This window comes from Frigoribacterium sp. PhB160, assembly GCF_003751785.1.
Classification (GTDB): Bacteria; Actinomycetota; Actinomycetes; order Actinomycetales; family Microbacteriaceae; genus Frigoribacterium.
Genome location: NZ_RKIE01000001.1, coordinates 1,500,147 through 1,515,522 on the forward strand (window position 1 = coordinate 1,500,147; position 15,376 = coordinate 1,515,522).

The window sequence follows — 15,376 nt, forward strand, 5'->3', positions numbered from 1 at the left end:
GAGGCGACCGAGACGACGACGGGGATCGAGGTCTTCACCGGTCGCGACGTCGTCGCGATGCGCGTGGCGGGCGAGCTGCGCGACCTGGCGTCCGAGCTGCGGCCGGGCGAGGTCGCCGAGGCGGTCCTGATCGGGTCGCCCGACGGCCTCGCGGTGCTCCGGCACTCGGCCGCGCACGTCATGGCCCAGGCGGTGCAGACGATCAACCCGGAGGCGAAGCTCGGCATCGGGCCCCCGGTCACCGACGGCTTCTACTACGACTTCGACGTCGCCGAGCCCTTCACCCCCGACGACCTCAAGGCCATCGAGAAGGGCATGGAGCGCATCATCCGGCAGGGCCAGCGCTTCCGCCGTCGCGTCGTCACCGACGCCGAGGCCCGCGAACAGCTGGCCGGCGAGCCCTACAAGCTCGAGCTGATCGGCCTCAAGGGCGGCTCGTCCGACGAGATCGGCGACGACGGCGAGTCGGTCGAGGTCGGCGGGGCCGAGCTCACGGTCTACGACAACGTCGACCCGAAGACCGGCGACGTCGTGTGGTCCGACCTCTGCCGCGGTCCGCACGTCCCGACCACGCGCCTCCTCGGCAACGCCACGAAGCTGATGCGCGTCGCGGCCGCCTACTGGCGCGGCTCGGAGAAGAACCCGCAGCTGCAGCGCATCTACGGGACGGCCTGGCCCACCAAGGACGAGCTGCGCGAGTACCAGGCGCGCCTCGAGGAGGCCGCGAAGCGCGACCACCGCAAGCTCGGGGTCGAGCTCGACCTGTTCTCGTTCCCCGACGAGATCGGCTCGGGCCTCGCGATCTTCCACCCCAAGGGCGGCATCATCCGCCGCGAGATGGAGGACTACTCGCGGCGGCGCCACGAGGCCGCGGGCTACGACTTCGTCTACACGCCGCACATCACCAAGGCGAGCCTGTTCGAGACCTCGGGCCACCTCGGCTGGTACAAGGACGGCATGTTCCCGGCGATGAAGCTCGACGAGGCGCGCAACGACGAGGGCGAGGTGACGCGCCAGGGCGCCGACTACTACCTCAAGCCCATGAACTGCCCGATGCACATCCTCGCCTACCGGTCGCAGCCCCGGTCGTACCGCGACCTGCCCATGCGCCTGTTCGAGTTCGGCACCGTGTACCGCAACGAGAAGTCCGGCGTCATCCACGGCCTGACGCGCGTCCGGGGCATGACCCAGGACGACGCCCACATCTTCACCACCCGCGAGAAGATGAAGGAGGAGCTCACCGGCACGCTGAACTTCGTGCTGTCGCTGCTCCGCGACTACGGCCTCACCGACTTCTACCTCGAGCTCTCGACCAAGGACCCGGTCAAGTACGTCGGCGACGACGAGATCTGGGAGACCGCCACGCAGACCCTGCGCGAGGTGGCGGAAGAGTCAGGCCTCGAGCTCGTCCCCGACCCGGGCGGGGCCGCGTTCTACGGCCCGAAGATCTCCGTGCAGGCCCGCGACGCCATCGGCCGCACCTGGCAGATGTCGACCGTGCAGCTCGACTTCAACCTGCCCGAGCGCTTCGAGCTCGAGTACGCGGCCGCGGACGGCACCCGTCAGCGCCCCGTCATGATCCACCGTGCGCTGTTCGGCACGATCGAGCGCTTCTTCGGCGTCCTCACCGAGCACTACGCGGGGGCCTTCCCCGTCTGGCTGTCGCCGGTGCAGGTCGTCGCGATCCCCGTGGCGGACGAGTACGGCGACTACCTCGACGGGGTGGTGGGCCAGCTCCGCGAGGCCGGCGTCCGCGCCCAGGTCGATCACGGCGACGACCGGTTCCCGAAGAAGATCCGCACGCACACGAAGTCGAAGGTGCCCTTCCAGCTCATCGCCGGCGAAGAAGACCGAGCGGCCGGGGCCGTGAGCTTCCGGTACCGCGACGGCTCGCAGGAGAACGGCGTGCCCGTGGCCGACGCGATCGCGAAGATCCTCGAGGCCATCGAGACGAAGGCCCAGGTCTGACCGTGGGGGAGGGCGGCCCGCTGTCGGACGGTGCCGGGTCGTCGGGCGGGTCCGAGTCGTCGGGCGGGTTCGAGTCGTCAGACGGGTTCGCGGCGGCGCCCGACGCGTTCCAGCGGCTCTGGACCCCGCACCGGGCCGTCTACGTCGAGAAGGGCCAGGGCGCGCACGACGACGACTGCCCGTTCTGCGCGGCACCGGGCAAGGGCGACGAGGAGGCCCTCATCGTCGCGCGGGGCGAGCACGCCTACGTGCTGCTCAACCTGTTCCCGTACAACCCCGGGCACCTGCTCGTCTGCCCCTACCGCCACATCTCGACCTACGACCTGGCGACCCCCGCCGAGGTCGCCGAGATCGGCGCCCTGTCGCAGACGGCCATGCGGGTGGTCCGCGAGGTCTCGCACGCGCAGGGCTTCAACCTCGGCATGAACCAGGGCTCGGTCGGCGGCGCCGGCATCGCCGACCACCTGCACCAGCACGTCGTGCCGCGCTGGGGCGGCGACTCGAACTTCTTCCCGATCATCGCCCAGACGAAGGCGGTGACCCAGCTGCTCGGCGACGTCCGTGAGGCCCTCTCGTCCGCGTGGCCCGCGCCGTCCGGCCCGCCCGACGCGACGGCCGCCTCCGCGCCCCGCACCTGACCCGCTGCGCGTAAAGTAGGGATCATCATGACCGACAGCACCCCTGCCCCCGCCCCGTCCACCACCAGCACGACCGGCTCCGACCGCGTCAAGCGCGGCCTCGCCGAGATGCTCAAGGGCGGCGTCATCATGGACGTCGTGAACGTCGAGCAGGCGAAGATCGCGGAGGAGGCCGGTGCCGTCGCCGTCATGGCCCTCGAGCGGGTCCCCGCCGACATCCGCTCGCAGGGCGGCGTCGCCCGCATGAGCGACCCCGACATGATCGACGAGATCATCGCGGCGGTGTCGATCCCGGTCATGGCCAAGGCCCGCATCGGCCACTTCGTCGAGGCGCAGATCCTGCAGACCCTGGGCGTCGACTACATCGACGAGTCCGAGGTGCTGAGCCCGGCCGACTACGTCAACCACATCGACAAGTGGAAGTTCACCACCCCCTTCGTCTGCGGCGCGACGAACCTCGGCGAGGCACTGCGCCGCATCACCGAGGGCGCGGCCATGATCCGCTCCAAGGGCGAGGCGGGCACGGGCGACGTGTCCGAGGCCACCAAGCACATCCGCACCATCTCGAAGGAGATCGCCCAGCTGCAGGGCCTCAAGCGCGACGAGCTCTACGTCGCCGCGAAGGAGCTCCAGGCGCCCTACGACCTCGTCGCCGAGGTCGCCGAGACCGGCACGCTCCCCGTCGTGCTCTTCACGGCGGGCGGGGTCGCCACCCCGGCCGACGCCGCGCTCATGATGCAGCTCGGCGCCGACGGCGTGTTCGTCGGCTCGGGCATCTTCAAGTCCGGCAACCCCGCCGAGCGCGCCGCCGCCATCGTCAAGGCGACGACCTTCTTCGACGACCCGCAGGTCGTCGCCGACGCGTCCCGCGGGCTCGGCGAGGCCATGGTCGGCATCAACGTGCCCGACCTGCCGGCGCCGCACCGTCTCGCCGAGCGTGGCTGGTAACCAGCAGACGGAGGCGCGGCGCACCCGGGTCGGGGTCCTCGCGCTCCAGGGCGACGTCCGCGAGCACCTCGCGGTCCTGACGTCGCTCGGAGCCGAGGCCGTCCCCGTGCGCCGCCCCGACGAGCTCGCGGCGGTCTCCGGCCTCGTCATCCCCGGCGGCGAGTCCACGGTCATGGACAAGCTCTCGCGCACCTTCGGCATGGCCGGGCCGCTCCGCGACGCGATCGACCACGGGCTGCCCGTCTACGGCACGTGTGCCGGGTTGATCATGCTCGCCGACCGGCTGGTCGACGCCCCGACCACCCAGCGCACCATCGGCGGTCTCGACGTCTCCGTCCGGCGGAACGCCTTCGGCGCCCAGAACGAGAGCTTCGAGACCGACCTCGAGGTGCCGACCCTCGGGCAGCCCCCCGTGCACGCGGTCTTCATCCGCGCCCCCGTCGTCGTCGACGTCGGGCCGCGCGCGACCGCGATCGGCGTGCTCGACGACGGCCGCGTGGTCGCGGTCGAGCAGGGCGCGCTCCTCGGCACGTCGTTCCACCCCGAGGTCACGGCCGACCTCCGCTTCCACGCGCTCCTGCTGCAGAAGGCGACGGCGCACGCCGCTCGCTGACGGGGCCGCGCTCCTCCTGCCGGTACACTGATCCGGATCTGTCACCGGAAGTGAGGAGCACCGTGTCCGGGCATTCCAAGTGGGCCACGACCAAGCACAAGAAGGCCGTCATCGACAGCCGTCGCGCCAAGTCGTTCGCCAAGCTCATCAAGAACATCGAGGTCGCCGCCAAGCAGGGCGGCGCCGACATGTCGGGCAACCCGACCCTCGTCGACGCGGTCCAGAAGGCCAAGAAGACGTCGGTCCCCAACGACAACATCGATCGCGCGGTCAAGCGCGGTGCCGGCCTCAGCGGCGAGGTCGTCGACTACCAGACGATCATGTACGAGGGCTACGGCCCCAACGGCGTCGCCCTGCTGATCGAGTGCCTCACCGACAACAAGAACCGCGCCGCCGCCAACGTGCGCACGGTCATGTCGCGCAACGGCGGCACCATGGCCGACCCCGGCAGCGTCGCCTACAACTTCAGCCGCAAGGGCGTCATCGCCGTCATGAAGACCGACGAGCTGACCGAGGACGACGTGCTCGCCGCCGTCCTCGACGCCGGCGCCGAGGAGGTGACCGATCGCGGCGAGGGCTTCGAGATCGTCACCGAGCCGTCCGACCTGGTCCCCACGCGCACCGCGCTGCAGGAGGCCGGCATCGACTACGACTCGGCCGACGTCGAGTTCGTGCCCGGCCTCAAGATCGAGGTCGACGTCGACACGGCCCGCAAGGTGTTCCGCCTCATCGACGCGCTCGACGACGACGACGACGTGCAGAACGTCTACGCCAACGTCGACGTGCCGGCCGACGTGCAGGCGCAGCTCGACGACGACGACGACTGAGCCGGCTCGCGTGTCGCTCCGGGTGCTCGGCATCGACCCCGGCCTCACCCGCTGCGGCGTCGGCGTGGTCGAGGTCGACGCCGGGCGACGGGCGACCCTCGTCGCCGTCACGGTCGTCCGGTCCGCGCCCGACGCCCCGCTCGAGCAGCGGCTGATGACCATCGGCCGCGGCGTCGAGGAGCTCATGGACGAGCACCGGCCCGACGCGGTCGCCATCGAGCAGGTGTTCGCCCAGGCGAACCTGCGGTCCGTGATGGGCGTCGCCCAGGTCAGCGGCATCGCCCTGCGGGCCGCCGCCGAGCGGTCCGTGCCCGTCGCCATGCACACGCCCTCCGAGGTCAAGGCCGCCGTCACCGGCTACGGCTCCGCCGACAAGAAGCAGGTCGGCGCGATGGTGGCCCGGCTGCTCGGCCTCGCCGAGGCGCCGAGGCCGGCCGACGCCGCCGACGCCCTCGCGCTCGCCATCTGCCACGCGTGGCGCCGCGGCGGGGTGCCGACCCCCGCCTCCCCGTCCGGTGGCCTGACCCCGGCCCAGCGAGCGTGGCGCGAGGCGGAGAAGTCCCTCCGCACTCCTAGGCTGGGTGCATGATCTCGAGCGTCCGCGGCACCGTGCTGTCCGCCTCCGGCACCACGGTCGTCGTCGAGGTCGGGGGAGTGGGCCTGCGGGTCGGGGTGACGGCCCAGCTGGCGCTGACCCTCCGCGTCGGCGACGCCACGCGCCTCCACACGGCCCTCGTCGTCCGCGAGGACGACCTCTCGCTCTTCGGGTTCGCCGAGGCGGAGGAGCTCGCGGTGTTCGACCTGCTCCGCGGCGTCACCGGGGTCGGCCCGAAGTCGGCCCAGGGCGTGCTCGGGCACCTCAGCCCCGCCCAGGTCGCGCAGGCCGTCGCCGACGAGGACGACGCGGCCTTCCGCCGCGTCTCCGGCATCGGCCCGAAGACCGCGAAGCTCATCGTCCTCTCGCTGACCGGCAAGCTCGACGTCGCGCCCTCGGCCCCGAGCGTCACCGCGACGAACTCCACGACGGCCGACGTGCTCGTGGCCCTCGTGGGCCTCGGCTGGTCCGAGCGCGAGGCCCAGTCGGCCGTCGACTCCGTGGTCGCCGACCGCGGCCCCGACGTCGCCCTCGCCGTGCCGACCCTCCTCCGCGCGGCCCTCGGCCACCTCGGGCCGCAGAAGCCCGCCGGCGGGCGCTCGTGACCGACGCCGACGTCACGCGCCCGACGGTCGAGTCCGACGCCGAGCTCGCGTTCGAGGGCGCCCTCCGGCCCACCTCGCTGGGCGAGTTCGTCGGGCAGAAGAAGGTGCGGGGCCAGCTCGAGCTCCTGCTCAAGGCCGCGGCGATGCAGGGGCGGGCCCCCGACCACATCCTGCTGGCCGGGCCTCCCGGTCTCGGCAAGACGACGCTCGCGATGATCGTCGCCCACGAGAGCGCACGGCCGCTCCGCATGTCGTCGGGGCCCGCGATCCAGCACGCCGGCGACCTCGCGGCCGTCCTGTCGGCCCTCGTGCCCGGCGAGGTGCTCTTCATCGACGAGATCCACCGCATGGCCCGCTCGGCGGAGGAGATGCTCTACCTCGCGATGGAGGACTTCCGCATCGACATCATGGTCGGCAAGGGCGCGGGGGCCACGAGCATCCCGCTCGAGCTCTCGCCGTTCACGCTCGTCGGCGCGACCACGCGCAGCGGCATGCTGCCGAACCCGCTCCGCGACCGGTTCGGCTTCACCGCCCACCTCGAGTTCTACGACGACGCCGAGCTCACCGAGGTGCTCCGGCGGGCGGCGGCCCTCCTCGACGTCCCGATCGACGGGGAGGCGCTGGCCGAGATCGCCGGGCGCTGCCGCGGCACCCCCCGCATCGCCAACCGCCTGCTGCGGCGGGTCCGCGACTTCGCGCTCGTGCACGACCGCCGGGCCGACCTCGAGACGGTCCGCGCCGCCCTCGACCTCTACGACGTCGACGGCCTCGGCCTCGACCGGCTCGACCGCGAGGTGATGACGACCGTCCTCACCCGCTTCGACGGCGGCCCCGTCGGCCTCGGCACCCTCTCGGTGTCGGTCGGCGAGGAGGCCGACACCGTCGAGTCCGTCGTCGAGCCCTTCCTCGTCCGGGCGGGCCTCCTGACCCGCACCCCGCGCGGACGCGTGGCGACCCCCGCGGCCTGGCGCCACTTCGGCCTGCAGCGCGGTTCAGGGGCGCTGTTCGGCGATGAACTATGATCTCCGGAGGCCGGACGTCAGGCAGCCCTGACCGGGCCGCCGCCGGCCTCACCCTCCGAGCTTCGAAAGGCAGTTCCCCATGGACGCCACAACGATCGTCATGGTCCTCCTCCTGGTGGTCCTCGTCTTCTTCATGTTCCGCAACAAGCGCAAGCGCGACCGCACGCAGGCCGAGCTGGCGACCAAGATGGTCCCCGGCGTCGAGGTCATGCTGACCTTCGGCCTCTACGGCACCGTCGTCTCGATCGACGACGAGACCAACGTCGCCGAGGTCGAGGTCTCGCCCGGCACGATCGTCAAGGTGCACCGCCAGACCCTCGGCCGCGTCGTCGAGCCGGTCGTCGTCGACGACGCCACCGACGACGTCGTCCCCCTCGACGCGCGCACCGCCGACGAGGCCCCCCTCGACCTGACGAAGCCGACGTACGGCGAGCGTGCCGAGTCCGTCGTCGACGACGACCGCCTCGACTCCTCGTCGACGACCCGGCCCGCCGGCGACTCCGACAAGCCGCACACCGCCTGACCCGCCGACCGTCCCGGTCGCGACAGGCCGACCGGGTCCGATCACCGCGCGCGCTCGCTCCCGAGCGCGCGCACCCATGAGAAAGCAGAGTTCCTCCGTGGCACGCTCGACGCCGGTGAAGAAGGCCCTACGTTCCCTGACCTGGTTGCTGGTCATCATCGCCGGCCTCACGGCCCTCAACGGCACCGCGACGCTGCTCAACGGCAAGGCCGACTGGGCCGCCGGGGCCAGCTGGGTGCCCGAGCTGGCCCTCGACCTGCAGGGCGGCACGCAGATCACCCTCGCGGCGCAGCTGGCGAGCGGCGAGACGGTCTCGAGCCAGCAGCTCGACCAGGCCGTGACGATCATCCGCCAGCGCATCGACTCCTCCGGCGTCTCCGAGGCCGAGATCACGCGCCAGGGCTCGCAGAACATCGTCGTCTCGATCCCCGGCCGCCCCGACAACGCGACGCTCGAGCGCATCGAGGCCTCGGCCAAGCTCGCCTTCCGGCCCGTCCTCTACACCGAGGCCGTCAGCGCGGCCGCGGTCGGCGGCGAGGACGGCGCGACCGCCAGCCCGTCGCCCACCCCGTACACGCCGAACCCCGACCTGAACTCGACCCCGACGGCGTCGCCGACCAACGCCTCCGACCTGAACTGGATCACCGAGCAGCTCGCCGACGAGTACACGAACTACGACTGCGCGGCCGACAACGACCTCGCCACGGCGAGCGACGACGAGCCCCTGGTCACCTGCTCGACCGACGGCACGGCGAAGTTCATCCTCGGCCCGGTCGAGGTGCAGGGCAGCGAGATCAGCGACGCCACGAACGGCCTCGCCACCGACTCGCAGGGCAACTCGACCAACACCTGGGCCGTCAACCTCGAGTTCGACCGCCAGGGCACCGAGCAGTTCAGCGACGTCACCTCGCGCCTCGTCTCGCTCACGGCGCCCCAGAACCAGTTCGCCGTCACGCTCGACAACCAGGTCATCACCGCGCCGTCGGCCAACGCCGCCATCACCGACGGCAACGCGCAGATCACCGGCTCGTTCACGCAGGAGTCGTCGAAGACCCTCGCCGACCAGCTCAAGTTCGGCGCCCTGCCGATCAGCTTCTCGGTCCAGAGCAACGAGAACATCACCGCCACCCTCGGTCAGACGCAGCTCGTGAGCGGTCTCATCGCGGGGCTCATCGGCCTGATCCTCGTGGTCATCTACTCGCTCATCCAATACCGGGCCCTGGCCTTCGTGACGGTCCTGTCGCTCGTCATCGCCGCCGTCCTCACCTACCTGGTCATCGCGATCCTGTCCTGGCGCGAGGGCTACCGGCTCTCGCTCGCCGGCGTGACGGGCCTCATCGTCGCGATCGGCATCACGGCCGACTCCTTCATCGTGTACTTCGAGCGCATCCGCGACGAGCTCCGCGACGGGCGCATCCTCGAGTCCGCGGTCGAGTCCGGCTGGCGGCGCGCGATCCGCACCATCATCGCCTCCGACACGGTCAACTTCCTCGCCGCGATCACGCTCTTCATCCTCGCGGTCGGCAACGTCAAGGGCTTCGCGCTGACGCTCGGCATCACGACGGTGATCGACCTGATCGTCGTGTCGCTGTTCACGCACCCCATGCTCCAGCTCATCGCCCGCACGCGCTTCTTCGGCGAGGGGCACGCGTTCAGCGGCCTCGACCCGCGCGCGCTCGGCGCCGTCTACCGGGGCCGGGCCCAGTTCCGCACGCCGGCCACGGTCGGTGCCCGCAAGGGCGCGGGCGGCCGCGAGGCCGTCAAGCGCCAGACCATCGCGGAGCGACGAGCCGCCGAGAAGAACGGCGACCGTGTCGACGACACGACGCGCACCGAAGGGAAGGACTCCTGATGGCCAGTTTCTCGAAGTTCGGGAACGACCTCTACACGGGGGCCCGCTCCTACGACATCGTCGGTCGACGCCGCACCTGGTACGTCGTCGCCGCCATCGTCATCATCATCTCGGCGACGGTGCCCTTCCTCCGGGGCGGCTTCCACTTCGGCATCGAGTTCACCGGCGGCTCCGAGTTCCAGGTCGCGCAGCCCGCGTCGCTCGACCAGGACATCGCGACCGACACGGTCGAGGACACCGTGCCCGGGTCGAACCCCCGCGTGACCCAGGTCGGCAGCGACACGATCCGCATCCAGACCTCGCAGCTCGAGGCCTCGCAGACCAACGACCTCGCCGACGCCCTCGCCACGGCCTACGACGTCCCGACCGACCGCGTCACCTCGTCGTTCATCGGCGCATCGTGGGGCGCCGACATCACGGGCCAGGCCATCAAGGGCCTCGTCATCTTCCTCATCCTGGCCGCGATCGGCATGACGCTGTACTTCCGCACCTGGAAGATGTCCCTGGCCGCCATGACCGCCCTGCTGCACGACCTGGTGCTGACGGCGGGCATCTACGGCATCGTCGGCTTCGAGGTCACCCCGGCCGCCGTGATCGGCTTCCTCACCATCCTCGGCTACTCGCTCTACGACACGGTCGTCGTCTTCGACAAGATCCGCGAGAACACCTCGGAGGACGGCGAGGGCTCGCGGCGCACCTTCGGGCAGTCGATCAACCTCGCGGTCAACCAGACCCTCGTGCGGTCGATCAACACGTCGGTCGTCGCCCTGCTGCCGGTCGCGGCGATCCTCTTCATCGGCGCGTTCGTCCTGGGCGCGGGCACCCTGCGCGACATCTCGCTGGCGCTCTTCATCGGCATCCTCGTCGGCACGTACTCGACGATCTTCATCGCGTCCCCGCTCTACGCGACCCTCCGCCTCCGGGAGCCCGAGATCAAGAAGCGCGACGACCGCAAACGCGAGGCGTCCGCCACGGCCGCGGCGGCGACCGAGTCGGCGTCGGTGACGTCGTGACCGACGCGAGCCGCGCCTCCGGCGACTTCCCCGACGTCTCGGCAGCCGAGGCCGTCGAGCTCGTCCGGTCGGGCGCGTACCTGCTCGACGTCCGTGAGCAGTCCGAATGGGATGCCGGGCACGCGCCCCAGGCGGTGCTGGTGCCGCTGTCCGAGTTGGCCGAGCGCCTCGACGAGGTGCCCACCGACCGCGACGTGCTCGTCGTCTGCCACGCCGGGATGAGGTCGATGCGGGCCTCGGCGGCGCTTCGCCGGGCCGGCCACCGGGCCGTCAACGTCGAGGGCGGCATGCTCGCGTGGCGCGACGCCCAGGGCGAACTCACCAGCGACAGCGGCGCCGAGCCGTCGGTGGACTGATCCCGAGGTCGTAGTGTTGTCCGCACGGTCCTGCGCCGGGGCCCCTGGCCTCCCGACGACGCGGCGCAGGCCATCTCCTGAGAGCGAGGCCCGGCCGTGACCGAGATCACCACGAGGAACGACGCGGCCTCGGCCGACGCCGCCCAGGCGGGCAACACCGCCTCCCTCCGGACCCTGCTGCCCCGGCTGTTCTCGCGCAGCCAGCCCGCCGGGGCGGTCGACCGCCTCGTCAAGACCGTGCGGCTGCACCACCCGAAGGCCGACCTCGTCGTCATCGAGCGGGCGTACTCGGTCGCCGAGCGTGCCCACACGGGCCAGCTGCGCAAGAGCGGCGAGCCCTACATCACGCACCCCGTCGCCGTCGCGCAGATCCTCGCCGACCTCGGCATCGGGTCGAAGACCATCGCCGCCGCGCTGCTCCACGACACCGTCGAGGACACCGACTACACGCTCGACATGCTGCAGCGCGACTTCGGCGACGAGATCGCCATGCTCGTCGACGGCGTGACCAAGCTCGACAAGCTGAAGTACGGCGACTCGGCCCAGGCCGAGACCGTCCGCAAGATGGTCGTCGCGATGTCGAAGGACATCCGCGTGCTCGTCATCAAGCTCGCCGACCGCCTCCACAACGCCCGCACCTGGGGCTTCGTCGAGTCGGCCTCCGCGACGCGCAAGGCGACCGAGACGCTGGAGATCTACGCGCCGCTCGCACACCGCCTCGGCATCCAGGCGATCAAGTGGGAGCTGGAGGACCTCTCGTTCGCCGTGCTCCACCCGAAGCTCTACGTCGAGATCGACAACCTCGTGAAGCAGCGGACGCCGCAGCGAGAGCAGTTCGTGCAGAACGTCATCGACGCGGTGAAGTCCGACCTGAAGTCGACGAAGATCCGCGGCGACGTCGTCGGCAGGCCGAAGCAGTACTACTCGATCTACCAGAAGATGATCGTGCGCGGGCGCGAGTTCGACGAGATCTACGACCTCGTGGGCATCCGCGTGCTCGTCAGCTCCCTGCGGGACTGCTACGCCGTGCTCGGCTCGATCCACGCCCGGTGGAACCCGCTGCCGGGACGCTTCAAGGACTACATCGCGACGCCGAAGTTCAACCTCTACCAGTCGCTGCACACCACGGTCATCGGTCCGAAGGGCCGGCCGATCGAGATCCAGATCCGCACGCACGAGATGCACCAGCGAGCGGAGTTCGGCGTCGCCGCGCACTGGAAGTACAAGCAGCGCATGAACGGCGGACGCGACGACGCCGGCACGGGCGTGCGCACCGAGACCGACATGGCGTGGCTCGCCCACATCTCCGACTGGCAGGCCGAGACGGCCGACCCGGGGGAGTTCCTCGACAGCCTCCGCTTCGAGATCGGCGCGAAGGAGGTCTACGTCTTCACGCCCCAGGGCAAGGTCATCGGCCTGCCCTCCGGAGCGACCCCGGTCGACTTCGCCTACGCGGTGCACACCGAGGTGGGCCACCGCACGATGGGCGCCAAGGTCAACGGTCGGCTCATCCCGCTCGAGAGCGTGCTCTCGAGCGGCGACGTCGTGGAGGTCTTCACGTCGAAGAACCCCGACTCCGGGCCGAGCCAGGACTGGCTGACCTTCGTCAAGAGCCCCCGGGCGCGCAACAAGATCCGGCAGTGGTTCACCAAGGAGCGCCGCGACGAGGCGATCGAGCAGGGCAAGGACGCCATCGCGCGGGCCATGCGCAAGCAGAACCTGCCGCTGCAGAAGCTGATGAACCAGGACAGCATCGCCGAGGTCGCCTCGCAGCTGCGCTACGACGACGTGTCGAGCCTCTACGCGGCGGTCGGCGAGGGGCACATCTCGACGCAGTCCGTCATCGAGAAGATCCTCGGCGCGGTCCAGCAGGACGAGGTCGACGAGGGCGAGTTCGAGTTCCCGCGCAAGGGCGTCGCGCGTCCGCTCCGCAACAGCGACTCGGGAGTGCTCGTCCGCGGCGCCCCCGACATCCTCGTGAAGCTCGCCAAGTGCTGCACGCCGGTGCCGGGCGACCAGATCGTCGGCTTCGTGACGCGAGGCCAGGGCGTCAGCGTCCACCAGTCGAGCTGCCACAACGTGCAGGGCCTCATGAAGGAGCCCGAGCGCATGATCGAGGTCGAGTGGGCCCCCTCGTCCAAGAGCGTCTTCCTCGTCCAGATCCAGATCGAGGCGCTCGACCGCGGCGGCCTGCTCTCCGACGTCACGCGCGTCCTGTCCGAGCACCACGTCAACATCCTGTCGGCGAACGTCTCGACCTCGGACGAGCGCCTGGCCATCAGCCGGTTCGTCTTCGAGATGGGCGACACGACCCACCTCGACCGCGTGCTGAACGCCGTCCGCCGCATCGACGCCGTGTACGACGTCTACCGGGTCAGCGCCGGCTGACCGGCGTCGCCGGCAGGGCCCGCCGCCCGGCCGGGGACGCGGGCGCGGGGTCGACGATGGAGCGGAGCCGCTCCGCCCCGCGCAGGCTGTTGACGGCACCGGGACGGCGGCGGGCCAGGGCGAGGACGCGACGCACGTCGACCTGCTGCTCGGCGACGAGCCGTCGGACCGTCTCGGCCCCGGCCGGTCCCCACTCGTCGTCACGGACGAGGTCGAGCACGGTGCGCTCGGGCGACGTGACCGACACCTCCCCGAGCACGACGATCTCGTCGTCGTCGATCAGCACCTCGCCGACCCGCACCCGGGGACCGGCGAGGTGGTGGCGCGCCGTCGACCGCACCACCGCGTCGAGGGCACGAGGAGGCGCGGCCTGCGTCCCCCAGACCCACGCCGCCGTGCCTCGCGCGGCCACCGTCCGCGTGCCCAGGTCGTCGACCAGCGACGACGCCCGCGCCCACGCGTCGTCGACGTCGGCGACCGACGACCAGCGCCCGCCGACCGCGTAGACCTCGCCGTCGAGCGCGGCCGCGCGCAGCTCGACCTCGGGGAGGTCGTCGGGGGAGAGCAGCCGGGGCAGGCGGGGGTTCACCGACCCAGCTTGGCGCACCGTGCCCGGGACGACGAACCGCCCGGCGCCTCCTGTGGAGAGCGCCGGGCGGTCGTCGTGCCGAGCAGGAGCGATCAGGACCCGAGGGCGTCGAGCCAGACCTTGCGGGCGTCGAGGGCCTCGCGGGCCTCCTTCATCTTGCGGGCGTCGCCGCCGGCCTCGGCCGCCGCCAGCTCGTCCTCGAGCTTGGTGATGGCGTCCTGCAGCTGGCTGGCGAGCCCCTCGGACCGCGCCTTGCGCTCCGGGTTGTTCTTCTCCCAGAACTGCTCGTCGAGCTCCCGGACGTGCGACTCGACCTTGCGGAGGCGGTCCTCCACGGGGCGGAGCTGGGCGCGCGGCACGCGACCGATCTCGTCCCAGCGGAGCTGGACGCTCGTGAGCTGCTCGCGAGCCGTGACCCGGTCGGTGACGGCGAGGATCTTCTCGGCCTCGTCGAGCAGCTCGAGCTTCTGCGCGAGGTTGCCCTCGAACTCGGCGTCGTCCTGCGCGGCGACCTCGCCCTTGGCGGCGTACAGCACGTCGCCCGCCCGCTTGAACCGGGCCCAGAGGGCGTCGTCGTACTTCTTGCCGGCGCGACCGGCACGCTTCCAGTCGTCGAGCAGGTGACGGTACTCGGGGATGCCGTCGGAGCCCCGCGTCGCGAGCGCGTCGGCCGCCTCGACGAGGGCCTGCTTGCGCTGGCGGGCCTCGCGGTGCGTGCTGTCGAGCTCGGCGTAGAACGCCTTGCGGTGCTGGTCGATGGTCGACCGGGCCGCGCGGAAGCGCTTCCACAGGTCGTTGCCCTCGCCCTTGGGGATGCGCGGGCCGTCCTGCTGGTGCTTCTGCCAGCGGGCGAAGATGTCGTCGACCGACGCCGTGACCTGCTTCCACTGCACGCGAGCCGGATCTTGCGCGGCGAGGGTCTCGGCCTCGACGACGAGCGACGTGCGGTAGGCGACGGCCTCGGCCAGCGCGGCCTGGTTCTCGGCGCTCTGCTTCTCGTTCAGCTCGTCGACGGTGGAGTCGAGGGCGCCCAGGCGGGTGCGGAGGGCCTCCACGTCGCCGACGGCGCTCGGCTCGCTCAGCAGCTGCCGAAGGTGCTTCACCGTCTTGGTGACGTCGGCGGCCGACGCCCCGCGCTTGACGCGCTGCTCGAGCAGGGTCACCTGCCCGGCGAGCTCGGTGAACTTGCGCTCGTAGTAGGCGAGGGCCTCGGCGGGCGTGGCGTCGGGGTACTGCCCCACGGCACGTTCGCCGTCGCCCTCGCGCACGTACACGGTGCCGTCGTCGTCGACTCGGCCCCAGGGTGCCTGATCGTCAGTAGCCACTGTCATCCCTTGCTGGAGGTGCTCGTCGCGGCGCCCAGGACGAGCCCCCGCGATGGGTGCCCAGCCTATTGCACCGGCGGCCCCGAGGGCCTACTCCCGCCGGGAGGGACCGCC

Annotated in this window: 15 protein-coding genes; 13 read left to right on the forward strand and 2 right to left on the reverse strand. The window is 71.3% G+C overall.

The features are described 5' to 3' along the window. The first annotated feature begins 57 nt into the window (after window positions 1-57). From thrS to EDF38_RS07185, 13 genes are all read left to right on the forward strand, one after another. Complete coding sequence (gene thrS, locus EDF38_RS07125; protein WP_233572363.1) at window positions 58-1,968, forward strand: threonine--tRNA ligase; 1,911 nt, start codon at window positions 58-60, stop codon at window positions 1,966-1,968. A gap of 2 nt (window positions 1,969-1,970) precedes the next feature. Then, on the forward strand, window positions 1,971-2,606 hold the full coding sequence (locus EDF38_RS07130; protein ID WP_233572291.1) for an HIT domain-containing protein: 636 nt from the start codon (window positions 1,971-1,973) through the stop codon (window positions 2,604-2,606). Between the two features lie 27 nt (window positions 2,607-2,633). Beyond that, the gene (pdxS, locus tag EDF38_RS07135) at window positions 2,634-3,554 is read left to right on the forward strand and encodes a pyridoxal 5'-phosphate synthase lyase subunit PdxS (RefSeq protein ID WP_123354600.1); all 921 of its coding nucleotides are present in this window, start codon (window positions 2,634-2,636) and stop codon (window positions 3,552-3,554) included. Further along, window positions 3,544-4,167, forward strand: a complete 624-nt coding sequence (pdxT, locus tag EDF38_RS07140; protein WP_123354601.1) for a pyridoxal 5'-phosphate synthase glutaminase subunit PdxT — start codon at window positions 3,544-3,546, stop codon at window positions 4,165-4,167. The genes pdxS and pdxT overlap by 11 nt, the downstream gene beginning before the upstream one ends. A 62-nt stretch (window positions 4,168-4,229) precedes the next feature. Next, window positions 4,230-4,994 carry a YebC/PmpR family DNA-binding transcriptional regulator gene (locus EDF38_RS07145; RefSeq protein ID WP_123354602.1) on the forward strand — a complete coding sequence of 255 codons (765 nt, stop codon included), beginning with the start codon at window positions 4,230-4,232 and terminating at the stop codon, window positions 4,992-4,994. Window positions 4,995-5,004: 10 nt separating this feature from the next. After that, entirely contained in the window at window positions 5,005-5,583 is a 579-nt protein-coding gene (gene ruvC / locus EDF38_RS07150; protein ID WP_123354603.1) for a crossover junction endodeoxyribonuclease RuvC, read from the forward strand. Then, window positions 5,580-6,194 carry a Holliday junction branch migration protein RuvA gene (gene ruvA, locus EDF38_RS07155; protein ID WP_123354604.1) on the forward strand — a complete coding sequence of 205 codons (615 nt, stop codon included), beginning with the start codon at window positions 5,580-5,582 and terminating at the stop codon, window positions 6,192-6,194. Before ruvC ends, ruvA begins: the two co-directional genes overlap by 4 nt. Beyond that, window positions 6,191-7,216 carry a Holliday junction branch migration DNA helicase RuvB gene (gene ruvB, locus EDF38_RS07160; protein ID WP_123354605.1) on the forward strand — a complete coding sequence of 342 codons (1,026 nt, stop codon included), beginning with the start codon at window positions 6,191-6,193 and terminating at the stop codon, window positions 7,214-7,216. Before ruvA ends, ruvB begins: the two co-directional genes overlap by 4 nt. A gap of 79 nt (window positions 7,217-7,295) precedes the next feature. After that, window positions 7,296-7,739 (forward strand): preprotein translocase subunit YajC, encoded by a 444-nt coding sequence (gene yajC, locus EDF38_RS07165; RefSeq protein WP_123354606.1) that lies wholly within the window; start codon window positions 7,296-7,298, stop codon window positions 7,737-7,739. A 97-nt stretch (window positions 7,740-7,836) separates the two neighbouring features. After that, window positions 7,837-9,591, forward strand: a complete 1,755-nt coding sequence (secD, locus tag EDF38_RS07170; RefSeq protein WP_123354607.1) for a protein translocase subunit SecD — start codon at window positions 7,837-7,839, stop codon at window positions 9,589-9,591. After that, window positions 9,591-10,604, forward strand: a complete 1,014-nt coding sequence (secF, locus tag EDF38_RS07175; protein WP_123354608.1) for a protein translocase subunit SecF — start codon at window positions 9,591-9,593, stop codon at window positions 10,602-10,604. The genes secD and secF overlap by 1 nt, the downstream gene beginning before the upstream one ends. Further along, entirely contained in the window at window positions 10,601-10,960 is a 360-nt protein-coding gene (locus EDF38_RS07180; protein ID WP_123354609.1) for a rhodanese-like domain-containing protein, read from the forward strand. Before secF ends, EDF38_RS07180 begins: the two co-directional genes overlap by 4 nt. A gap of 96 nt (window positions 10,961-11,056) precedes the next feature. Further along, window positions 11,057-13,348: a bifunctional (p)ppGpp synthetase/guanosine-3',5'-bis(diphosphate) 3'-pyrophosphohydrolase gene (locus tag EDF38_RS07185; protein ID WP_370275591.1), complete on the forward strand. Its 2,292-nt coding sequence runs from the start codon at window positions 11,057-11,059 to the stop codon at window positions 13,346-13,348. Here EDF38_RS07185 and EDF38_RS07190 read toward each other — a convergent pair. Together EDF38_RS07190 and EDF38_RS07195 are read right to left on the reverse strand one after the other, a co-directional pair. Further along, window positions 13,335-13,937: a hypothetical protein gene (locus tag EDF38_RS07190; RefSeq protein ID WP_123354610.1), complete on the reverse strand. Its 603-nt coding sequence runs from the start codon at window positions 13,935-13,937 to the stop codon at window positions 13,335-13,337. The two genes, EDF38_RS07185 and EDF38_RS07190, sit on opposite strands and share 14 nt — an antisense overlap. 92 nt (window positions 13,938-14,029) lie before the next feature. After that, window positions 14,030-15,268: a DUF349 domain-containing protein gene (locus tag EDF38_RS07195; protein WP_199734602.1), complete on the reverse strand. Its 1,239-nt coding sequence runs from the start codon at window positions 15,266-15,268 to the stop codon at window positions 14,030-14,032. Window positions 15,269-15,376 lie beyond the last annotated feature (108 nt).